The organism is Halomonas sp. HAL1, from assembly GCF_030544485.1.
Classification (GTDB): Bacteria; Pseudomonadota; Gammaproteobacteria; order Pseudomonadales; family Halomonadaceae; genus Vreelandella; species Vreelandella arctica.
Map to the genome: position 1 here is coordinate 2,746,432 of NZ_CP130610.1, position 20,538 is coordinate 2,766,969.

Consider the following 20,538-nt stretch of genomic DNA (forward strand, 5'->3'; position numbering starts at 1 on the left):
TTTATTCCCCGCCAGGGCGCGTATTGCTACCCATATGTGCTCGACGCAACGCCCGACGCTTGAGAGTGCTATAAAAAAGCCCTGCCAGTAATAAAAGTACCGTCACCATCGCCAGTACCATGGGAATAATATACTGACCTGCATACCAACGAATCAGGCGATGCCAGACCATCTTTCCTCGTGCTGTACGTGGGCCTACTTGATAGGCATTAACTTCCTGATCAGGAGAGATCACTACTAAATCGCCCACGGCTTGGCGGTTAATTTGGGGCTGATCAATGATCGCTGGTAACGCCCGCATTCCTTCATCGTGAAAAGCAGTTGCTACTACGATACTGCGCATTGGATTAAGCGGTGACCGAACCCCCATTAATACTTGTTCAGGCGCTTGACTGCCGAGCCTGTTACGTGAGCGTTCTACGTCTCTCCCCCACTGTGCCTGCGCCCACAAGTTGAGCCGATTAAGCAGACTTAACGGTGTAACACGCAAAGCGCCTTGCTGAATGCTAAATGGGTCTATGTGGCTATTGAGTTGGCTATTTTCTAATTGATCAGCACGAGCAACGACCAGGATATCGTGCTGGGCTAGGCTGTCATTAAGGGTTAATCCTTTTCGTATATTTAAGGCCGTACTGGTATAACCCGTGGAAGCTCCCATACGACCAATCAAACCAAGCGCGGTGCTAATTTCAACAGCGTCTGGCTCGCTTGCCAGCAGCAACGTTGTTTGTGACAAATCCGCCCACTGAGTGAATGGAAAGCCAGCGCTTAGCCAGTATGAGAGCTCAGGCAACGCTGCAAAATGCTGCGCATCACTCATATCTAAATAAGAGTCTGGATCGAGCCGCGTTTCAATACGATCAGGTAGGCCAAGCTCACATCCATCTTCGGGCGTATTGACCGCCATATTAAAGTAGAAATTAAGCTGGTTATTTCCATACAGTTGCTCTTGGGGGATGCGTAGCGTCGCTCTTTCTTGGCGAATATCATTGCCAAGTAGCCGCCAAGCGTCCCAGGCGAGCGGGCGTTTTTCAACGGGTAAAGAGCCAAGATAAGATCCGTTTAATCCCACTTCTAAGCGTGAATCGCTTTCATTTAACCATTCTCCGCGTGGGAACTCATAACCTATCTCCAGCGTAACATCGTCACCAGGCCACAAATGCATGTTCGGCGGTAGACGGAAGCTATAGTTTTGTGGCGGAGGGCGAATGCCTTCACCGACCATTTCACTGCCACTTGTCATGCTAGTGAGAAATATTGGTTCATTAAGTGCCTGCCAGTTAGGTGCGTCATAAGGTTCCCTCAAAGGAAAAAGAGGAGCGCTAACTTGTTCGCTATCCCCACTCAACCTCGCTTGATAACTAGCTAAATAAGTTGCAGCGTTTTTCACTTCCTGTTCGGTTTTCCCCGTCGCAATAAGCAAGCGATACATAGGATTATTGGGATTGGCTTGTTGCAGTAAAGTTGGCCCATTTATCCGCGGCAACTCCACTCCTAGGGGCATTTGCTCAGGGGTGCCTATCACAATCGCATGCTGGTCAGGTATTTGGGTATGATGAACTGGAAAATCCGCACCCCTAAATCCAGATTCAACAGCAAAATGCGACGCTAAAATAGCACTGGCACTCAGTAACGTTTCAGAGGGAGAAGCAGGCATAACAAAGGGTAATTCCAGCCGATCCATGTCTGCTGTATCAAAAAATGGAGCTGGCAAATTAGCTAAACCGCTTACTGGGGGTAATGATTGAACGTCTACTGTAAGTGTCGAGCTAGGCAGTATTTCCACCCAAATATCTTGACTCAGCAGATTATTACACTGCTCTAATGTTTGACCTGTAATGCTAAGCAACAATGTGTTGTAGGTTACAATTAACTCAGGAGGGATAGTAATTTCAGCCACTAGATGATCTGCGGTGAAGCGATCAAGCTCAAGAGTATCAACCACTATGCCGTTTAGATTAACGTCTAACTGACTAAGTCCTTCCAATAACATATCGGAATAGCGTATCTCCAAATGCAATACAGCTTCCGTTGACACTTCATCGCTGCGTAAAGCGAACTCCACCCCCGCCTGGGCGCCATTACCCTGTATGCGTAAGAAATTAGGCTCTAACGATTCGCTATTCGTTTGCTGTAAAAGCGGGTAGATGCGTTCGCGAGTTTGAGTAGGCATGCTGAAAGCCAGCCCTCCTCTCGCGCTTACTTCAACGTCAGGCAAAAATGAGTCGTCAGACGATATAGTATCTGTCATGAACGACCTTGCTGGCGGTGGTGGTAGTGGATCCTCTAACTCTTGGCTCCATGCCCGCTGGGTAGACATAATGCCAATGATAATTAAAGAGACCAATACCATGCGCCATACCCATGTAGACGCTGGAGTTGCTGCTTGCGCAACTGCTGGGGTCTCACGAGTAGAGCTACCTTCTGCCTGCTTAGCTTGTTTTGTGCCTGGAGCTCCCCCTACAAATAAGCGACGCTCCTTCCAGTTTTTGAAAAACAGGCCTGTAACTGCACGAAAGACCGTCCACATGGAGCGAAGCGGCTGATCTTGGGGAAGCTCTCTTTTTTGTAACCAAGAATCAGCACGCCCCATAACCAATTTGACCAACTGGCGGCGTTGCGCCACGTTCAAGCTCCCAAACCGTAACCGGATATGTTGGCTATCATGGCTCACTATATGCACTGGAAAAAGAACCGGATTGCCGTCGAACTCCATTTCAACAAAGTCAATTCGGGTATCTTGAGGAAAGCCTGCTACGGCAGCAATTTGCATTCCTCCCATTGAAAGGTTCTGAGTGGTGGCAGATAAGGTATAACCGCCGACTAGATGCAATACCGCAGGACGGCTAAGCTTAATCCGAACGTATTCACGAACTTGTCTTTGCTCGCTTCCCACTGCGATTGCCGCCATCAAAAAGAAAGCGCTAAAAGAGGCCCAAATTACATTGAAGATTAAGACGCTTAATTGTTCACCTTCGGGATTCCACCAGATAAGGCGTATAACGCCCCATACCGTACCGGCGGTCAGCAACGCTAGCAAAAATAGATGTGGTCGTGTGACATTAAAATCAAAAAAACTTCGATCTAGCCGTCCGCCCTTTTCGGTAACATCAAACTTGCCACGGTTAGGATTAAAAAGAGTAACAATTGAAGGTTTAAGAAGATGAAAGGTTAGAACCGTTTCATATATTTCATTCCAGAATGTATAGCGATACTGACCGACTAGCTTTGCATTGGTATAAACGACGGCAAACAAGTGAGGTAAAACATACACCGCAACTGTCTGTGGAGAGGCCTGAATAACATTAAGCCCAAACAACAGGTAGGCTAATGGCGCCGTTAAAAATACAAAACGCGCTAATGGAAACTGAAAATGTAGCATTGCGCTCAAGTAGCAGAGACGCTGAGGAATACTTAAACCTCGCCCCAGTAGAGGGTTATCTCGGCGTAATATTTGGGTCATACCACGAGCCCATCGCGCTCGCTGAACGATGTGCAGTGCCAAGCGCTCCGTTGCCAGCCCCGCGGCAAGAGGTATCCCCAGGTATGCGGTAGACCATCCTTTCCTCTGTAACTTTAAGGCCGTATGAGCATCCTCAGTGACAGTTTCGACGGCAAAGCCGCCGATTTCAGCCAGTGCACTGCGACGGATAACAGCACAGGAACCACAAAAAAAAGTTGCGTTCCAGTAATCGTTCCCTTTCTGAATGGGGCCATAGAAAAGCTCACCTTCATGAGGCACTTCTCGTCCACTTACTAGGTTACGCTCAAAAGGATCAGGAGAATAAAAATGGTGAGGCGTCTGTATAAGTGCTAAACGATCATCAACAAGAAACGAACCCACTGTTGCCTGTAAAAACACTCGCGTCGTCACATGATCACAATCAAATATACAAATTAGCTCTCCTTTTGTTTTTTGAAGAGCATTATTTAAATTACCCGCTTTAGCGTGCTTATTATCTGAGCGTGTTATATATCCAACGCCTGCTTGTGCCGCGAAAGCACCAAATTCAGCCCTTTTACCATCATCCAAAATATAGACATTAACTTTATCAGCCGGGTAGTCAAGATTTTGCGCTGCCAACACGGTATCACGGACAACATCTAAACTTTCGTTATAGGTGGGAATATAAACGTCTACCGTTGGCCATTTAGAAGTTTGCTTAGGCAAAGGCACCACTTTACGTTCAAGTAGCCAAGCTGTCTGAAAAAAGCTAAGCACTAGTACTAGCCAAGCATACAATTCAGCACCCAAGAGTCCAAAACTAAAAACAGACTCTAAAAGCCCCTCCGTTACCAGCGTCTCGGTCACTCTCCAATAGATATAACGGCTAGCAGTCATTACCGTGACCAAGGCCATTGCTAAGCGTATACGTGGCGAATTAACTTGACCCATTACAATTAAAAGAGCAGCCGTAATCACCCCAAATGCTAACTGATTACTCAGCGTCATGGGCGTTGAAATCACAACTAGCAAAATAGGCGTGCAAATAAGTAACAAAAGGATAATCCAAATTTTATACAGAAGCTTTTTCATCACTCATCTTCCTGACGAATTTGCACTAACGCAGCATCCGGCAGTAAACGCATAAGATTATGAGCGATTACTTCCAAATCATTAACCACCGCTGATGTATAAGCATGCTGTAGAACAGAGACCTGCAGAGCATGTGCTTCAGACACCGCAGGGTCGCGGTGTACAGATCCTAGCAGAGAAGCACCTAATCGTTCTTTTAAAAGCGAATAGACGTCACGACTAAGCTCGCTTCTTAAATCCAGTTGGTTAACAACGTAATACAGGTGCCTATTTATATCTCCTGAATAGAAGTCTCCTTCTTCAATTGAAGGCAGAACAGCCAAAGAAGCGCTATCTGAAAGCAGCGCCGTCACACATAGTGGCTTTAACTTACATATTGCATCTAAAGCAACCGAATGCCCCGGGGGTAAATCTACTAATAAAACATCATCCGGGGAGTCATAGAAACTCCTAAGTGATTGATATAGAGCTTTCGGCTCACTGAATATATAGCTCTCAAAACGGAAGCGTTCTTCTCGAGTTGTGGAACCGTAAGCAAGCACATTGATGCCACTGGATGTAGTTCTTACCTTTTCATGCCAATATGGATTTGAAGTTGCTTCAGCCACATATCCTTGCGGGTCATTAAAAGCAATGCCAAAATGTAACTTCAGTGCATCCTGACTATCGAAATCGATAACCGTGACATTAAAACCTTGACGCTGAAATATATAAGCAAGGTTAGCAGTTAACGTCGTTTTGCCAACACCTCCTTTAGGTGATGCAACGCAAATAAGCGTCATGAATTAATTTTCCTTAACAACGCTTTTAGCGAAGTTTCTTCATTCTCACCTAATTTTTGCTCGTTACCGTTATCGGTATAAACTTCAAATAAGTGACCAAAAGAAGGCCGCTTCGGTTGGGTGGGCAATGGATTCTCATATAAAGCGTCAAAGGAGCTGGACCGGGAAACATTTTTTTGCTGGGGAGTATCTGGTCGCAGCGTTGATACTATCGCTGGCTTGTGTGCTTGGTGAGGTACCCGTGGTGTTTGCTTTGAGCTCTCAACGCTCGTATGCACTACACCAGGAGCATACTTTGCAATACAATCGAGCAATTTCCAACGCTGAGACTCATTGGAATGAGTCGTACCTGCCGCAAATTCCCGATATTCAAAATCTGTACCTAACTTTTCACCTAATACACCAATATCTATATTTTTTTCCATGCTTTCGTTACAACCTCGTTTAAATCTACAGCCAACACTATCCAGTAGGCTAAACCTCATGCATATTTATGACAGTATCTTGCTAGTAGCAACTATTGGCTCATACTGAGGAACTAGCTATTAACCTGACTTTTATACTAGTTCACTCCCTACATCAAGGACTAAAAATAACAATAATTCAACGAATAGAAATATTCGCTTATCGAATAACAGCTTGCTAGGCACTCTTTTGTGCTTGCTGAAGCCCTAACCCCAACAAAATGAGCACCAACCCGACCAGGGTTGAAGGCAAAATTGGCTCTCCTACCACGAGATAAAGCAAAAACAGCGACACAGGCGGTGAAAGAAAAATCAGGTTGGAGACTTTGGCGGTGCGCGACACTTGATGTACCGCCAACTGCCACAAAATAAACGCCACACCCATTTCAAACAGGCCTACATAAACGCCCGCCCCAAACGCTGGCCAACCATGCCACTGCACACCTGGGCCAAGCAGTAACAAAACCGTCAGCACAGGCAGACCCACACTGAAGTTTTGCCATTGGCCTACCAGAGGCTGTCGCTTATCGCGTGCATTGAGCAGCCAATAAAGTGCCCACAGCAGCGTCGAAGCGAGCGCCAGTACAACCCCTAATGGATCGGCGAAAGAGACATTGAAAACCGAGCCACGTGTAGCGATCACCCAAACGCCTGAGTAAGCGACGAACCCAGCAACGATATCTATTCGAGTCAAGCGTTGACCAAGCAAAGGCACCGCTAAAAACGCCATCGCTAACGCCCAGGTATAATTCAGCGCCATGGCTTCTTGTCCGGGGAGTCGGTCATAGGCGGCGAACAGCACTAAATAATAAGCCACGGGATTCATCAGCCCCGCCCACGCAGCTGTTTTCCAACCACTGCGTAGCGCCGTGGGCATATTTCCCTGCTTGATGACTAGCGCTCCCATTAATGCCCAAGAAACGAATGCCGCTAGCCACATCAATTCCAAAGGGCTCATCCATGCGAGTGCTACTTTGAAAGCCGTTGCCACTGTCGACCAAAGCGCTACCGCCCCCAGGCCATAGAGGATGGCTTGCTTATCCTGACTCATCGGTCGATATGCCCTAAATCTCGCTCTGGATCCAATTGATCTCGCACGCGTTGCTTGAGAAGTTTTATATCGGGAAAGCCGCCATCACGCTTACGCTCCCAGAGCAGTAGTTCATCACACCATATCTCGAAAGTGCCGCCATGAGAGGGTGATAGCGCGACCTCCGTCAGTTGCTCACCAAAGGTCGATAGAAGTTCTTGGGCATACCAAGCGCTACGCAATAGCCACTGGCATTGAGTGCAGTAGCGGATTTGAATGCGTGACATTGAGAGTTCCTTATCGGTAAATTCCTTTGCAGGATACTATGTCGTTCTCAGAAAACATTTTGTCATCTTAAATTAGCAATCGCCAAGGAACCGTCATGGCTCAACCGGATGTTTCACAGTCTCGCCTTTATGAGTGGCTAACAGGCGATGAAGATAGCCGCATGTGCGATGACATACCTGACAGTGCTTGCAACGAACAGCCGCGCAATTTTTTCCTACACCTATGGGCTTCTTTAGGAAATAAGTTGGCTGACGAGTTATCTAGCGCGCGCTTAGTTTTACCGTGGCTGATGGGCATTATTGGGGCACCGGTGTGGATGGTAGGCTTGCTAGTGCCCATACGTGAGGCGGGTGCGCTACTGCCACAAATTTTTGTGGCGGGTTTTATCCGCTTAAAACCCAAACGGAAATGGGTATGGGTAACAGGTGCGCTGATTCAGGCGCTAGCCGCATTAGTGCTGGCCCTACTTGCGTTGTTCGCCACCGGCTCTTTGGGCGGCGCATTAGTGTTAGCCTCGCTCGTGCTGCTTTCGCTGGCACGGGGCTTATCCTCCATCGCGACCAAAGACGTGCTGGGTAAGACTATTTCCAAACGCCGCCGCGGCACGTTGATGGGCTGGAGCGGCAGCGTTGCCGGTGGCGCTACGCTGGCGGCGGGCGCTGTACTCATGCTGCTTGATAGTCGCCCCGGCAATGTCATCGTGGCGCTCTTACTCGTAGTCGCCGCTAGTGGCTGGCTAATGAATGCCTTAGCCGCGGCCCGTATTGAAGAAGCGCCTGGCGCCGTTGAAGGAGGAGAAAACGGCTGGGACAGTATTAAGCTAGGTCTGTCGCTACTAAAAAATGATCGCACTTTTCTACACTTCAACCTTGCCAGGGCATTACTGCTATCAAGTGCACTTGCTTTGCCTTACATCGCCCTGTTGGGGCAAAACCAAAGTGGCACCGACCTCGGCGGCCTGGGTATTTTGATTGTGGTATCGGGGCTTGCAGCGATGGTGGCAAGCCCCGTCTGGGGCAAGCGCGCCGACCAATCGAGCCGCAACGTTATGCGCGATGCAGCGGTAGGTACGGCTATTTGCTGTTTATTAGCTGCCAGCTTGGCCTGGCTGCCAGGCGGGTGGGCACAAAGTATTTGGCCCTATGCGGTGGTTTACGCACTATTAGTGATTATTCACCATGGCGTGCGCTTGGGGCGTAAAACCTACCTCATTGATATGGCGAGTCAAGATAATCGGGCGCTTTACGTTGCGCTCTCTAACACGTTAACAGGCGTATTAATGCTTTTGGTAGGCGGCATTATTGGCGCTCTTGCACAATGGTTTGGTAGCGCCATACTACTGCTAATACTTGCTGCAACCGCTGTGGGGGCTGTATTGAGCGCCCACCAATTGCCCGAGGTCGAATGAGACGGTGCGCGTACACGATTGCAATGCGTGACAACGCTCGCCATGATAGAGCCAGATAGCAGCGGTAGATTGGAGCCCTTGCTATGCTGCTGATAATAAATGATTTGAAATCCTGCCCGTTCACAGGCAAAAAAAGTCACTTTGAACGGCGGGAAGGATTGGAGCTGCAACAGGAACCCCTTGATGAAACGATCTCCATTGATCAGTCCAGAGCTGCTCGAACGCATAATTGACGCCTCGGAAGACGGTATTGTTGTTGCTGAGCAGGAAGGCGATGAAAATATCCTCATCTACGTCAATAAAGGCTTTGAGCGCTTAACGGGCTATAGCGCGGATGAAATTCTGTATCGCGACTGTCGTTTTTTACAGAACGAAGACCGCGACCAGGATGCCCTGGTCTCTATCCGAGACGCGCTTAAAGATGGCAGCCCTTCTCGCGAAGTACTGCGTAATTACCGTAAAGACGGCACCATGTTTTGGAATGAATTATCCATTACACCGGTCTACGACGAAGCAGACGAGCTGATGTATTACATTGGCGTACAAAAAGACGTAACGGAACGTGTAGAGGCTCAGCTTGCGCTTGTGGAGTTACAAAAACAGCGAGATAACCGCTAATTATTAACTTTCTCACTAAAAAAACCGATCAATGCTTGAACTTCATCCCTACTGGCGTTATATAGCCGCAAGGCGCTTAATTTGCGCTAGGCGCTTCACTTTGCAATCCACACATGCTTTTTGATCCGTATGTGCTAATAAGTGGAGCCGTTGTTACGCCGGCACGCCGGCTGGGTTGGAGGACATCACATGAGCCGTGATCCCCTAAATCGTGAAACGTTTACCAGTGAAGCAATCGACTCAGACGAGTTCGAAAGTTTAGACGCCGTTAATGATGACCATTACGGTAAAAGCAAGCCTAGCAAAGCAGACAGCTTACGCGCACGACGCCAAGTAGAAGCATGGCTAGAAGAGCGTCGACTTCAGCGAGCCATAGAAGACGACTGGGACGAAGAAGAGTAAGCGTTGAATAGCTTGGCCTTCTCAGCCAATGAGTGGGCCTGGCTAGCCGCGCACCTTAAGCAGCCTAGCCTTTCCTGGCGCAGACCACTATCATCACTCCTTAGCCAGTAGCCTGCTGCTGTCGTTTTTTTCTATCAACAACCTAACGGATCTCCATGGCGCAATACGTTTTCACCATGAATCGGGTTGGCAAAGTAGTGCCGCCCAAAAAGCAAATTCTCAAGGATATCTCATTATCGTTTTTCCCTGGTGCCAAAATCGGCGTATTGGGGCTTAACGGTTCGGGGAAGTCCACACTGCTGCGCATCATGGCCGGTGTCGATAAAGAGTTTGAAGGTGAAGCTCGTCCGATGCCCGGCATCAATATTGGCTACCTGCCCCAGGAGCCGGAACTAGACGACGAGAAAAACGTCCGCGACACCGTCGAAGAAGCGCTAGGGGCAATTAAAGAAGCACAAGAGAAGTTAGACGCGGTGTACGCAGCTTACGCCGAGCCAGACGCCGATTTTGATGCCCTGGCAAGCGAGCAGGGGCGGCTGGAAAACATTATCGAGGCGGCCGATGCGCATAACTTAGAACGTAAGTTAGACGTTGCCGCTGAAGCGTTGCGCCTTCCTCCTTGGGATGCCAAAGTCGGCAACCTATCAGGGGGTGAACGTCGCCGGGTGGCACTATGTCGCCTGTTGCTCTCAAGTCCTGACATGCTGCTGCTGGATGAGCCTACCAACCACCTTGATGCAGAATCAGTGGCTTGGCTTGAGCGCTTCTTGCACGACTACAACGGTACCGTAGTGGCGATTACCCACGACCGTTACTTCCTGGATAACGTGGCGGGCTGGATTCTTGAGCTTGACCGTGGTCAGGGTATCCCGTTTGAGGGTAACTATTCTCATTGGCTTGAGCAGAAAGATCAACGCTTAAACCAAGAAGCCAAGCAGGAAGCCTCGCGCCAAAAAGCCATCAGGCAAGAGCTTGAGTGGGTGCGCAGCAACGCCAAAGGGCGCCAGGCAAAAAGCAAAGCGCGTCTTAACCGCTTTGAAGAAATGCAGTCAGGCGACTTCCAGAAGCGCAATGAAACCAATGAAATCTATATCCCGCCTGGTCCACGCCTAGGCGACAAGGTCATTGAGTTTCATAACGTGACCAAACGCTTCGATGACAAGCTGCTTTATCAAGACCTCTCTTTCACGATTCCCCCGGGTGCGATTGTGGGGATCGTCGGCGGTAACGGCGCAGGTAAGTCGACCCTATTCCAGCTGATGACCGGTAAAGAGCAGCCCGATGCAGGCGAGGTTGTGATTGGCGAAACCGTCGACATCGCCTATGTCGAGCAGTTACGCGATGCGCTGGACAACAAGCAAACTGTCTGGGAAGCCGTATCGGATGGTCAGGACATCCTGAATATTAACGGCTACGAAGTCTCCTCCCGCGCCTATGTTGGTCGATTCAACTTTAAGGGTAACGACCAGCAGAAGCGTTTATCGGAGCTCTCCGGGGGTGAACGTGGTCGCTTACAGCTTGCGCAAACGCTCAAGCAAGGCGCTAACGTGCTGTTGCTTGATGAGCCGTCAAACGATTTGGATATCGAAACCCTGCGGGCACTGGAAGACGCACTACTCGCCTTCCCCGGCTGTGCCATGGTGATTTCGCACGATCGTTGGTTCTTAGACCGTATCGCCACGCACATTATGGCCTTTGAAGGTGACTCTGAAGTGGTCTTGTTTGAAGGCAACTACGCAGAGTACGAAGAAGATCATAAAAAGCGAGTCGGCAACGATACGCCTAAGCGTATGAAGTACAAGCGCATTGATGCCTGATAGCTTGCCTCACACTGACGCGTGATATTGATAGCCAAGGCCCCGCACTGCGGGGCCTTTTTAATTGCGCTGATGTCAGTAAACGCCTAACGTCTACGACCAGTAAGAAATGAAACGATACACAGAATTAAAAATAGCACGAACAGTATTTGCGCAATGGTTGAAGCAGCCCCGGCAATGCCGGAAAAGCCAACCACTCCTGCGATAATCGCAATGATGAAAAACAGCACTGCATTGCCTAGCATCCTTTGCTCCTTTCCTTGGTTATCGCTTCCCTTAGGGGTTTCCTGCACACTCCATTATGCGGCGTCTATTAGAATTTAAAGGTGATAGGCACTTTTAGAGATGACTTTCGATGCCAGTCGCATGCCCCACTTCACCGGGGCAGGAAAACGAATGCCTCCTGCCTCTAAAGCAAGATGGGCGTGATGCGCCTCATCAACAGCCATTTGGCGTAGGATAGCTCGTGAGCGATAATCGCCGGGGGGTAGCGATTTTTGGTGAGCATCAAGATGTTTGCTTGCCTGTTCTTCCGTCGCGGCAACAACCCCCAAACTGATACGATCACTGACTGCCCCAGTCGCTGCACCGATGCCAAACGAGGCTACATAAAAGAGCGGGTTTAAATAGCTGGGTCGGCTTTGTAACTGCACTAAACGCTCATCACACCAGGCCAGATGATCGATCTCTTCCAGTGCAGACTGCTCAACCTGTTGACGCACATGAGGAAGTTTAGCGGTCACGCTCTGCCCCTGGTAAAGCGCTTGGGCACACACTTCACCGGTATGATTAATCCGCATCAAACCCGCCGCGTGGCGGCGCTCTTGATCATCGAGCACGCCATCGACAACACCCACTGCAGGGCTGGTGCGCTGCGATGCGGCCGCGTGAGGCATTAGCGTACGTAAAACAGTATCAAACTGGTGGATGACGCGATCTGAACGACTCTGTTGACGATCCACGGCAACACTCCGTTGTTTGATGACGGGTGACGATAGCGGTCTACTTAGACTAACCAGCAGGCCACGTGAAAGCGCGTCCACCCATTAAATGCATGTGGATATGGTAGACCGTTTGCCCGCCCATTTCGTTGCAGTTCATAACCACACGATAGCCATCTTCAGCAAAGCCCTGCTCACGGGCAAGCTTGGCGGCAGTAAACTGTAGCCGCCCTACCGTCACAAGATCGGTTTCATCGATATCATTGAGTGTAGCGATATGCTTTTTGGGAATGATCAACTGATGCGTCGGCGCCTGAGGGCCAATATCGTTAAACGCCAACACATGCTCGTCTTCATAAACGATATCGGCAGGGATTTCGCGCTTGATGATTTTACAAAACAGACAATCCATATAACTCTCCTTACGGCTTTCAGCCAATGCTGTCGGTCACGATTAACGGAAGCGCCGCTGCGCCAGTAGATGCCTGACCAGAGGGGCAAGTATTAGCTCCATGGCCAGCGACATCCGCGCGCCGGGTACCACCAAGGTATGCGGGCGGGTCATAAACGAATCTTTGATCATCGCCAGCAACCAAGGGAAATCAACCGTGGAGGGATCTCGAAAGCGGATGACCACAAACGACTCAGCATCAGTGGGGATATCCTGCACCTCAAAGGGGTTGGAGGTATCAACAGTAGGCACCCGCTGAAAATTGATGTGGGTGCGCGAGAACTGCGGTTGGATATAACGGACATAGTCATCCATCCGGCCCAGGATAGTGTCAATAACCGCTTCTTGTGAATAACCACGCAGTTTGGTGTCACGGTCGATTTTTTGAATCCACTCAAGATTCATGGTGGGTGCCACGCCTACCAAAAGATCCACATGGCGGGCAATGTCATACTCTTCAGTCACCAGCCCGCCGTGCAAACCTTCATAGAACAGCAGGTCGGTTCCACAGGGCAGCGATTGCCACTCGGTGAACGTCCCCACCCGGTAGCCCGCTTCAATTTTCTGCTTATCTTCGGCGTGGATATAGTGCCGAAAGGTACCTGAACCATGTTCGCCATACTCGCTAAACAAGCCTTCCAGGCGGTCCAGTAAGTTAGCCTCTACGGCAAAATGAGAAAGCTCATCTTTGCGCTCGGGCTCCTCCCGGAAGATACGGTGCAAATCATCGCGGGTGTAGCGGTGAAAGGCATCGCCATCGACCACGGCTGCATGCACATCTTCACGCAGAAACATCCGCTCAAAACTGCGCCGAACGGTGGTCGTGCCCGCCCCGGAAGAGCCGGTGACCGCAATGATCGGATACTCCCGTGACATCAGCCGCACCTCGCATGTGCAAGCGCTTGTTTAACCTGCTCAGGCACCTCAACAGGACGCCCCGTAGCAAGATCAATCAGCAGTTGATTAACCCGTGCTGTCGCGACAACCTGCTGGGAATCTGCCTGGTAAATGCGCTGATAAACTGTCAACGCTGTACCTTGAGGCTCAGGCACGGCAGTCGCAATGATCAAAGCGTCAGGCCAGCGTGCTTCACTTTGATACGTTATCGCAAGGTCGGCGACGACCGATGGATGCCCGTGCATGTCCCATTCAGGCAGATCCAGCGCCGCAAAGGCCTGAATACGCGCCTCGTGGAGCAGCGATACCACCGCATCGTGCCCCAAGTGGCGGCCGTAGTTCATATCGGTTACCCGCACTGTCAGAGAGTGACGATGAATGACCGCTTCAGCGGGAAAGTCCAGCTTGACACGCTCCATGCCTTTTCCTCGTCAGTGAAGTAGGGAACCTCGGTTTAAACGGCGTATGCATTCAGAGCTAGCTCAGCATCAGGCTTACTTACCCCTCGCGAGCAATCGCTCTGAACGCGATATCACGTCGACACTCAACGCCTTCCCAGTGAATCGCGTGAACGCCTTGGTATGCTTGCTGCTGCGCTTCTGAAACGCTATCACCTAACGCTGTTACGCACAGCACACGACCGCCTGAAGTGGTGATTTCACCCTTGGCATTTTGCGCTGTGCCCGCGTGAAACACTTTGCAACCCGTCTGTTCAGCGTCTGCTAAGCCGTGGATAACATCGCCTTTGCGATAGCTGCCAGGGTAGCCGCCAGCAGCCAATACCACGCCTACCGCCGCACGCGAATCCCATTCGCAACGCTGCCCGGCCAATCGGCCTTCGGCACCCGCCAAGCAAAGCTCCGCCAGATCAGAAAGCAAGCGCAGCATAATCGGCTGGGTTTCAGGGTCACCGAAGCGGCAGTTGTACTCAATAACGCGAGGGTTACCGGCGCCATCAATCATTAAGCCTGCATACAGGAACCCCGTATAGGCATTGCCCTCAGCAGCCATGCCACGCACAGTGGGCAGAATCACCTGCTCCATAATGCGCGCATCAACTTCAGGGGTAACCACCGGTGCTGGCGAATAAGCCCCCATACCACCCGTATTCGGGCCGGTATCACCATCGTAGGCACGTTTATGGTCTTGGCTAGTCGCCATAGGCACGACATTCTCACCGTCCACCATGACAATAAAGCTCGCCTCTTCACCCTCTAGGAACTCTTCAATCACCACCCGAGCGCCTGCATCGCCAAACGCATTGGCTTCCAGCATATCGCGTATAGCGGCCTCTGCTTCGGCCTCGCTAAGGGCTACGATGACGCCTTTACCCGCAGCCAGGCCATCCGCCTTGATCACTATCGGCGCACCCATTTTTTGCAGATAGGCCAGCGCGGGGGGTACCTCAGTAAAGGTTTGATAGTCCGCTGAAGGGATTTCATGACGAGCCAGGAAATCCTTGGTAAAGGATTTGGAACCTTCCAACTGGGCAGCCGCCTGCGTAGGGCCAAAAATTGTTAACCCTGCTGCTTGAAAACGATCGACCACACCGTCTACTAAAGGCGCCTCAGGGCCTACCACGGTAAGGCCAATCTGCTCATCACGGGCAAAGGCGATCAGACCCTCTAAATCGGTTGCCGCAATCGCCACATTGGTTAACTTAGGCTCCGTGGCGGTGCCTGCGTTTCCAGGCGCGACAAATACTTGCTCAACCTGTTTAGATTGCGCTAATTTCCAAGCCAGGGCGTGCTCACGACCACCGCCGCCTATCATCAAAACCTTCATGTGCATCCTTCTCAAACGGGAGAGCGTATCGGCGGCATTATGCCACAGCGCAGCGGCGAGTGGGGTTAGGAGGTAGGTTTGTTATCATCGTTGGTGTCGCGGCTATCGCCCTCAGATTGCGTTGTATCTTCTGAGTCATCGGCTTGACCGGGCTGGTTCAGCGTGTTTTGCCAAAAGCGCATATTCTCTTCAGCTAACTCGCGCATAAATTCCAACGGCGTGTTACGCATCGCCTGCTTCCACTGACTTTGCAAACGTTTTTGCTGCTCTAACATCAGTTGAGTGCCCTGTTCTAGGTAGCGCGACAACGGCAACGGTGATGTCATATCGTAAACGCGGATTAATTGCGCCAGCAGGTCGTTAGAAAACACTTCGGCCTCGCTGTCCGCTTGCTCCTGCTCGATAATAATAGAAAGCAAAATAGTTCGCGTCAGATCTTCCCTGCTTTTGGCATCTTCTACCCGAAATGGCTCTTCTTCGATAATTAAACGGCGCAGGTCTTCCAGCGTTACATAACGACTTTGCTGCGTATCGTACAACCTACGGTTAGCATACTTGCGAATCACGCGCACGGCGCATCTCCTTAAACGCGATAGGGGCTTTTGTTCCCGTTACTGGTATTGTGCCTGCACCACGCGTCCATGCAAGCCACCTTAATAGTTTAGCAAGGCGCTCTGCGCCTGTTCTGTGACCAATAGACCCTCATTATGAATTTGATTTTGCTTGATCCTAACGATCTTACCGCCGACGGCCACGTCTGCATCACCGACCCACGTCGCCTGACACATCTGCGCGATGTCCATCGCTCGACCCCCGGCGACCTGCTAACCGTAGGCGTACAGGGCGGTCACATGGGTAAAGCGCTGCTGAAGGAACTCACAGCGGAACGCGCCTTTTTTCAATTAGAAACCCTTGATGAGCCACCGCCGCCACCGCTTCCCGTGCACTTGGTGTTAGCACTACCCCGCCCACGGATGCTAGCGCGCACGCTGGAGCATGTAACGGCGCTAGGTGTGAAAGAGATCACCTTACTGCATACCAAGCGGGTAGAAAAAAGTTACTGGCAGTCACCGGAGTTACGCGCTGAAAAAATTCATCAACACCTACTGTTAGGCCTGGAACAAGCGCGCGATACACAGCTACCTACTGTCACGCTGAGCAAAGGCTTTCGCCCCTTTTTAGAGCAGCAACTACCTGGCCTACTGGGCAACCGCCGCGGATTGGTCGCCCACCCCGGTATGCCTGATCCCTGCCCAAGAAATATCAGTGAACCTACCTTGTTATTAGTAGGGCCAGAGGGAGGATTTATAGCGTGGGAAGTCGAGCAGTTGCTGACGGCGGGTTGCGAGGGCATGCACCTTGGCCCGCGCATTCTACGCGTCGAAACAGCCGTGACCGCGCTGCTGTCACGGCTGTTTTAACTTAGAAAATGTCAGTGTAAATGTAAGTGGTTAAGATTGATCATCTTCCGGGTCGTGGGGCACAACGGTCGCGTTTTCCCCACACTCAGGATCTTGCAAGAACGTTTCACGCACATCTAACATGCCAAGATGGCTAATCGTACGGCGGCCCAGCAGTAGCGGGTAGTTCATCTCTTCGCGGTCGCGCAGACTGAATTGCTCTTCATAAATGGTATCGCCCATACAGACTTCCAGCAGCACCACAGGGCGCTCGTCGCGACCGCCTGCTCCGCGCACTGCTAATTCTCGATAGAGCGGACGCTCAATTTGATCACTAAAAACTTCACCGCTCTCCTGATCTTCAAGCTTTAAACGAAAGCGTACCCACTCTTCATCATCTTGCTCAAACATCTCAATATCCCGCGCATCTAGCGAAGACGTTAATGCGCCGCTATCAAGCTTGGCTTTCACTTCAATATCCCAAGGCTGCAGAGTTGCTTTTTCAACCCAGCCAAATACTTGATCGTCATCGGCCATTGCCACGGAGGCAGAGAGCAAGCCTCCCATCAACACACTGCCTAGTAACTTTTCTAGTAACTTTTTGCCCATTAATTGCATAGCATCATCCTTGGTAAATTAACGTAAACCTGGTCACTCTAAATGACTGCGTAACTGCTCAAGCAGTGCTTGCGTCGCAAAGCCATCCGGTATTAACCCTTGATCTCGCTGGAAGTTCCGCAACCCCTGGCGTGTATTAGGCCCCATTACGCCATCCGCGCCGCCCACAGAGTAACCAGCGCGGTTTAGGCCCTGCTGAAGCTCTTGAACATCGTCACGGGTAAGCGGTTGCTGATCCCGCGGCCATGCATGCTGAATCCCATCACGCCCGGCGATCGCCTCACCCAGTGTCGCGACAGCCAATGCATAACTGGTGGCATTGTTATAGCGTAAAATGGCGCGGAAATTTGCGCCTGCCAGGAAGGCAGGGCCCTCAGCGCCAGCGGGAATAACCATGGCCGCACTATCAAAGTCTGGCAACTCGCCCTGGCGAGCCTCTACGCCTTGAGAACGCCATTCGGCGCTGCTGCGTCGCTCGGTCTGAGCATAATCAAAGCCTTCTGGCAAACGCACCTCGACTCCCCACGGCTGACCGGCCTGCCAGCCAGCCCGGTCAAGATAGTTAGCCGTTGATGCCATAACGTCGGGGATACTGCCCCAGATATCGCGACGGCCATCACCATCGCCGTCCACGGCATAGGCTTCAAAACTGCTAGGGATAAACTGGGTATGACCCATCGCCCCTGCCCAAGAACCTTTCATCTGCTCGGCGGCGATATCTCCTTCGTCGATAATACGCAAGGCAGCGAGTAGTTCACCACGAGCAAAGTCACGACGCCGACCGTCATAAGCCAGTGTGGCAAGGGATTCCAAGGTCGAGAAATCGCCGAAATTACTACCGTAGTTGCTCTCAATTCCCCAGATAGCGACGATAATTTCGGCAGGTATCCCAAAGCGTTGCTGCATCTCCAGCGCGGTATCCCGGTGGGCAGCCAACTTCTCCCTCCCGGTATTAATCCGCGTAGACGACACCGCAGTATCAAGGTACTCCCAGATAGCGCGGACAAATTCGGGCTGATAACCGTCGAGCTCGATCACCCGCTCGCGAAAGCGTACGCCATCCAGTGCACTGCTCAGGGTTGCTTCGCTGATTCCCTGATTGGCGGCGTACTGACGAAACTCCTGAAGCCACTGATGAAAGTTTGCATAACTAACCTCAGTAGCCGCCTGAGTATCTACTTCTGTCATCAATTGAGAGTCGGCGAGCGCAACACTGCCTGCAAAAGGAGTGCTTAACGCGGCAATGAACGAGGCACATACTAAAGGGCGGAATGGTCGCCCAGCAGAGAAATTACGAGACATCATTTATATCCTTAGGCAGTCCTTGGCATGCCTGGGATGATGGCCTAGAAAAGTCGTAGATGCCAGCCTTCACGGCTGGTCATCAGTGAAGGTTACTTTGTAACGTTAGTCAATATAGGCGGCTTGGCTGTTGTAACCGCTTCTTGGTAAGGAATTAACCACTGCGCCCACTGTTCGGGTTCAACATAAGGAGCCTTAAACGCGAGAGCATTGACACGCCATGGTTGATGGCGTGCTAAACCAGGAGGGAAATTTGCGAGCGGTTTCAACCAATGTGCAACATACAGCCCTTGTGGGTCATAATGGCCTGCCTGCTTGAGCACGTTAAAATAGCGATCCTGTCGTGGATCGCGCCCTACCCCGGCAATATAACGCCAATTACCCCAGTTACTGGCAACATCGTAATCAACCAAGCAGTGCTCAAACCATAAAGCGCCTAATCGCCAATCCACTTTTAAGTCTTTAACCAAAAAGCTGGCCACGTTTTGCCGGGCGCGATTGGATAACCAGCCAGTGTGGCGCAGCTCTAACATCGCGGCATCCACAAATGGCAGCCCTGTGGCAGCATTGCGCCAGGCATCAAAAGTGGCACAGAGCTTGGCTGGTTGACGAGAGCCAAACATCTTCGCCCCTTCCAGCTCAGCGACACGGATAAAATACTCCCGCCAAAGTAGCTCAAAAGTAATCCAATAACTCGATTCGGTGCTGCCGTGCTCCGCTTCCCACGCTTTCACCGCCGCATACACTTGGCGAGCCGACAGACAGCCGCGGGCGAGCCAAGGTGAAACACGGGTTGAAAAATTCGCGCCCAGCAGGCCATTGCGGGTTTCCTTATACGTCTCTGCGCCCTGTTGACGCCAAATGTAATCGTTAAGGCGCGTATGTGCCGCCGATTCACCACCCCGATACACATAGCCCTGACGGCTATCAGGCTGCCAAGTGGCGCTCTGCTCACAGACGGCTTTCAAGGGTGGAAATCCTCTGGGAGCTTCAGGCCAGGGGGGCAGCGTTACCGGTGCGCAGCGACTCTCAGGCACCGTACATGCTTGCTCTACGCTACGCCTGAAGGCAGAAAAGCTGTTGGGTAATGCCGCCTGCTCGAAAGGCAATGCATGGCGTTCAAAGAGGCGCCCACTTTCCATGCACGTAACGGTTGTTTCACTAGGCAGCGACTCTACAACTGCTTGGATATGGGTATTTTCGTCAACCCCAGGATGCTCGGCAACGCGCACTTGTCGGGCATTAAGCGAAGCGGCCAACTCAATGACAACGTTACTCGGCTTACCAATGCGTACCAACAAATCACTGCCGCGTTGCAAAAGCTCACCGCGCAATTCCATCAAACTTTGCCATAAAAAGCGTAATCGGGCTGGCCCGATCCGCGGCGTCGATTCGCCCTCTATGAGAGGTGCCAACCACTGCTCATCGACTACAAAGAGACAAAGCAGGTAGCTAGGACGAGCGGTAAAGTGAAAAAGAGGATTATCCGCAATACGCAGGTCGTCTTGCAGCCAGACAATATCGATCGTGCTGTTCATGCTTGTGCCTCCTTGGGGTGCTTTGATGCCAAGCGCTTTGGCTGCTTAGCACTACGACGGCAGCGTTCGCTGCAGTAGCACACCTCGTTCCAGCAGCGCGCCCATTTTTTCCGCCAAAAGAAGGGACGCTCGCATTGAACGCAGGTTTTTTGCGACAAATGTTGTTTGCGGTGCATTGAACATTACTCACGCGCAGCATGTAGGACGCCTCAAAACATAGACACATTATCCTATACGGTATAATTATTGTACATGCTAAG

At 51.1% G+C, this 20,538-nt stretch carries 21 protein-coding genes; 5 read left to right on the forward strand and 16 right to left on the reverse strand.

The window, feature by feature from the left end; all coding sequences use genetic code 11:
• Window position 1: 1 nt before the first annotated feature.
• The 5 genes from bcsA to Q3Y66_RS12900 all read right to left on the reverse strand — a co-directional run bounded on the left by bcsA (window position 2) and on the right by Q3Y66_RS12900 (window position 7,100).
• Window positions 2–4,537, reverse strand: coding sequence for a UDP-forming cellulose synthase catalytic subunit (bcsA, locus tag Q3Y66_RS12880; RefSeq protein WP_008959615.1), 4,536 nt, complete (start codon window positions 4,535–4,537; stop codon window positions 2–4).
• On the reverse strand, window positions 4,537–5,319 hold the full coding sequence (gene bcsQ / locus Q3Y66_RS12885; protein WP_008959616.1) for a cellulose biosynthesis protein BcsQ: 783 nt from the start codon (window positions 5,317–5,319) through the stop codon (window positions 4,537–4,539). Before bcsQ ends, bcsA begins: the two co-directional genes overlap by 1 nt.
• Window positions 5,316–5,744 carry a hypothetical protein gene (locus Q3Y66_RS12890; RefSeq protein WP_008959617.1) on the reverse strand — a complete coding sequence of 143 codons (429 nt, stop codon included), beginning with the start codon at window positions 5,742–5,744 and terminating at the stop codon, window positions 5,316–5,318. The genes bcsQ and Q3Y66_RS12890 overlap by 4 nt, the downstream gene beginning before the upstream one ends.
• Before the next feature lie 217 nt (window positions 5,745–5,961).
• Window positions 5,962–6,834 (reverse strand): DMT family transporter, encoded by an 873-nt coding sequence (locus Q3Y66_RS12895; protein ID WP_008959618.1) that lies wholly within the window; start codon window positions 6,832–6,834, stop codon window positions 5,962–5,964.
• Window positions 6,831–7,100 carry a SelT/SelW/SelH family protein gene (locus tag Q3Y66_RS12900; RefSeq protein WP_008959619.1) on the reverse strand — a complete coding sequence of 90 codons (270 nt, stop codon included), beginning with the start codon at window positions 7,098–7,100 and terminating at the stop codon, window positions 6,831–6,833. Before Q3Y66_RS12900 ends, Q3Y66_RS12895 begins: the two co-directional genes overlap by 4 nt.
• A 95-nt stretch (window positions 7,101–7,195) precedes the next feature.
• Here Q3Y66_RS12900 and Q3Y66_RS12905 point away from each other — a divergent pair, with 95 nt between their 5' ends.
• From Q3Y66_RS12905 to ettA, 4 genes are all read left to right on the forward strand, one after another.
• The gene (locus Q3Y66_RS12905) at window positions 7,196–8,509 is read left to right on the forward strand and encodes an MFS transporter (protein WP_008959620.1); all 1,314 of its coding nucleotides are present in this window, start codon (window positions 7,196–7,198) and stop codon (window positions 8,507–8,509) included.
• A gap of 183 nt (window positions 8,510–8,692) precedes the next feature.
• Window positions 8,693–9,127 carry a PAS domain S-box protein gene (locus Q3Y66_RS12910; protein WP_008959621.1) on the forward strand — a complete coding sequence of 145 codons (435 nt, stop codon included), beginning with the start codon at window positions 8,693–8,695 and terminating at the stop codon, window positions 9,125–9,127.
• Window positions 9,128–9,316: 189 nt separating this feature from the next.
• Window positions 9,317–9,529: a PA3496 family putative envelope integrity protein gene (locus Q3Y66_RS12915; RefSeq protein ID WP_008959622.1), complete on the forward strand. Its 213-nt coding sequence runs from the start codon at window positions 9,317–9,319 to the stop codon at window positions 9,527–9,529.
• Between the two features lie 155 nt (window positions 9,530–9,684).
• On the forward strand, window positions 9,685–11,346 hold the full coding sequence (ettA, locus tag Q3Y66_RS12920; protein WP_008959623.1) for an energy-dependent translational throttle protein EttA: 1,662 nt from the start codon (window positions 9,685–9,687) through the stop codon (window positions 11,344–11,346).
• Between the two features lie 86 nt (window positions 11,347–11,432).
• Here the strand turns inward: ettA and Q3Y66_RS12925 are convergent, their stop codons facing one another.
• The 7 genes from Q3Y66_RS12925 to phaR all read right to left on the reverse strand — a co-directional run bounded on the left by Q3Y66_RS12925 (window position 11,433) and on the right by phaR (window position 15,992).
• On the reverse strand, window positions 11,433–11,591 hold the full coding sequence (locus tag Q3Y66_RS12925) for a DUF1328 domain-containing protein (RefSeq protein WP_008959624.1): 159 nt from the start codon (window positions 11,589–11,591) through the stop codon (window positions 11,433–11,435).
• Window positions 11,592–11,666: 75 nt separating this feature from the next.
• Window positions 11,667–12,308, reverse strand: a complete 642-nt coding sequence (gene coq7, locus Q3Y66_RS12930; protein ID WP_008959625.1) for a 2-polyprenyl-3-methyl-6-methoxy-1,4-benzoquinone monooxygenase — start codon at window positions 12,306–12,308, stop codon at window positions 11,667–11,669.
• Window positions 12,309–12,357: 49 nt separating this feature from the next.
• Complete coding sequence (locus Q3Y66_RS12935) at window positions 12,358–12,699, reverse strand: histidine triad nucleotide-binding protein (protein WP_008959626.1); 342 nt, start codon at window positions 12,697–12,699, stop codon at window positions 12,358–12,360.
• 42 nt (window positions 12,700–12,741) lie between these two features.
• Window positions 12,742–13,614, reverse strand: coding sequence for a phosphoribulokinase (locus Q3Y66_RS12940; RefSeq protein WP_008959627.1), 873 nt, complete (start codon window positions 13,612–13,614; stop codon window positions 12,742–12,744).
• Complete coding sequence (locus Q3Y66_RS12945; protein WP_008959628.1) at window positions 13,614–14,054, reverse strand: thioesterase family protein; 441 nt, start codon at window positions 14,052–14,054, stop codon at window positions 13,614–13,616. Before Q3Y66_RS12945 ends, Q3Y66_RS12940 begins: the two co-directional genes overlap by 1 nt.
• Before the next feature lie 79 nt (window positions 14,055–14,133).
• Window positions 14,134–15,420 carry a phosphoribosylamine--glycine ligase gene (purD, locus tag Q3Y66_RS12950; protein WP_008959629.1) on the reverse strand — a complete coding sequence of 429 codons (1,287 nt, stop codon included), beginning with the start codon at window positions 15,418–15,420 and terminating at the stop codon, window positions 14,134–14,136.
• A gap of 65 nt (window positions 15,421–15,485) precedes the next feature.
• A complete protein-coding gene (gene phaR, locus Q3Y66_RS12955) occupies window positions 15,486–15,992 on the reverse strand; it encodes a polyhydroxyalkanoate synthesis repressor PhaR (protein ID WP_008959630.1) in 507 nt (168 codons plus the stop codon).
• A 135-nt stretch (window positions 15,993–16,127) separates the two neighbouring features.
• Here phaR and Q3Y66_RS12960 point away from each other — a divergent pair, with 135 nt between their 5' ends.
• Complete coding sequence (locus tag Q3Y66_RS12960; RefSeq protein ID WP_303319491.1) at window positions 16,128–16,841, forward strand: 16S rRNA (uracil(1498)-N(3))-methyltransferase; 714 nt, start codon at window positions 16,128–16,130, stop codon at window positions 16,839–16,841.
• A 30-nt stretch (window positions 16,842–16,871) separates the two neighbouring features.
• Here Q3Y66_RS12960 and Q3Y66_RS12965 read toward each other — a convergent pair whose 3' ends face one another.
• The 4 genes from Q3Y66_RS12965 to Q3Y66_RS20970 form a co-directional block, all read right to left on the reverse strand.
• Complete coding sequence (locus Q3Y66_RS12965; RefSeq protein ID WP_008959000.1) at window positions 16,872–17,438, reverse strand: ATP-dependent zinc protease; 567 nt, start codon at window positions 17,436–17,438, stop codon at window positions 16,872–16,874.
• Between the two features lie 33 nt (window positions 17,439–17,471).
• Window positions 17,472–18,740, reverse strand: a complete 1,269-nt coding sequence (locus Q3Y66_RS12970) for a lytic murein transglycosylase (RefSeq protein ID WP_008958999.1) — start codon at window positions 18,738–18,740, stop codon at window positions 17,472–17,474.
• A 92-nt stretch (window positions 18,741–18,832) separates the two neighbouring features.
• On the reverse strand, window positions 18,833–20,278 hold the full coding sequence (locus tag Q3Y66_RS12975) for a DASH family cryptochrome (RefSeq protein ID WP_008958998.1): 1,446 nt from the start codon (window positions 20,276–20,278) through the stop codon (window positions 18,833–18,835).
• Window positions 20,275–20,454, reverse strand: coding sequence for a DUF2256 domain-containing protein (locus Q3Y66_RS20970; RefSeq protein WP_008958997.1), 180 nt, complete (start codon window positions 20,452–20,454; stop codon window positions 20,275–20,277). Before Q3Y66_RS20970 ends, Q3Y66_RS12975 begins: the two co-directional genes overlap by 4 nt.
• Window positions 20,455–20,538 lie beyond the last annotated feature (84 nt).

Coding starts and splice junctions, on each gene's coding strand:
- bcsA (WP_008959615.1), bottom strand. CDS start 4,537: ATGAAAAAGCTTCTGTATAAAATTTGGATTATCCTTTTGTTACTTATT.
- Q3Y66_RS12975 (WP_008958998.1), bottom strand. CDS start 20,278: ATGAACAGCACGATCGATATTGTCTGGCTGCAAGACGACCTGCGTATT.
- Q3Y66_RS12910 (WP_008959621.1), top strand. CDS start 8,693: ATGAAACGATCTCCATTGATCAGTCCAGAGCTGCTCGAACGCATAATT.
- Q3Y66_RS12900 (WP_008959619.1), bottom strand. CDS start 7,100: ATGTCACGCATTCAAATCCGCTACTGCACTCAATGCCAGTGGCTATTG.
- Q3Y66_RS12915 (WP_008959622.1), top strand. CDS start 9,317: ATGAGCCGTGATCCCCTAAATCGTGAAACGTTTACCAGTGAAGCAATC.
- Q3Y66_RS12890 (WP_008959617.1), bottom strand. CDS start 5,744: ATGGAAAAAAATATAGATATTGGTGTATTAGGTGAAAAGTTAGGTACA.
- bcsQ (WP_008959616.1), bottom strand. CDS start 5,319: ATGACGCTTATTTGCGTTGCATCACCTAAAGGAGGTGTTGGCAAAACG.
- Q3Y66_RS12925 (WP_008959624.1), bottom strand. CDS start 11,591: ATGCTAGGCAATGCAGTGCTGTTTTTCATCATTGCGATTATCGCAGGA.
- ettA (WP_008959623.1), top strand. CDS start 9,685: ATGGCGCAATACGTTTTCACCATGAATCGGGTTGGCAAAGTAGTGCCG.
- Q3Y66_RS12965 (WP_008959000.1), bottom strand. CDS start 17,438: ATGCAATTAATGGGCAAAAAGTTACTAGAAAAGTTACTAGGCAGTGTG.
- Q3Y66_RS12970 (WP_008958999.1), bottom strand. CDS start 18,740: ATGTCTCGTAATTTCTCTGCTGGGCGACCATTCCGCCCTTTAGTATGT.
- Q3Y66_RS12935 (WP_008959626.1), bottom strand. CDS start 12,699: ATGGATTGTCTGTTTTGTAAAATCATCAAGCGCGAAATCCCTGCCGAT.
- Q3Y66_RS12940 (WP_008959627.1), bottom strand. CDS start 13,614: ATGTCACGGGAGTATCCGATCATTGCGGTCACCGGCTCTTCCGGGGCG.
- purD (WP_008959629.1), bottom strand. CDS start 15,420: ATGAAGGTTTTGATGATAGGCGGCGGTGGTCGTGAGCACGCCCTGGCT.
- Q3Y66_RS12960 (WP_303319491.1), top strand. CDS start 16,128: ATGAATTTGATTTTGCTTGATCCTAACGATCTTACCGCCGACGGCCAC.
- Q3Y66_RS12945 (WP_008959628.1), bottom strand. CDS start 14,054: ATGGAGCGTGTCAAGCTGGACTTTCCCGCTGAAGCGGTCATTCATCGT.
- Q3Y66_RS20970 (WP_008958997.1), bottom strand. CDS start 20,454: ATGCACCGCAAACAACATTTGTCGCAAAAAACCTGCGTTCAATGCGAG.
- Q3Y66_RS12905 (WP_008959620.1), top strand. CDS start 7,196: ATGGCTCAACCGGATGTTTCACAGTCTCGCCTTTATGAGTGGCTAACA.
- Q3Y66_RS12895 (WP_008959618.1), bottom strand. CDS start 6,834: ATGAGTCAGGATAAGCAAGCCATCCTCTATGGCCTGGGGGCGGTAGCG.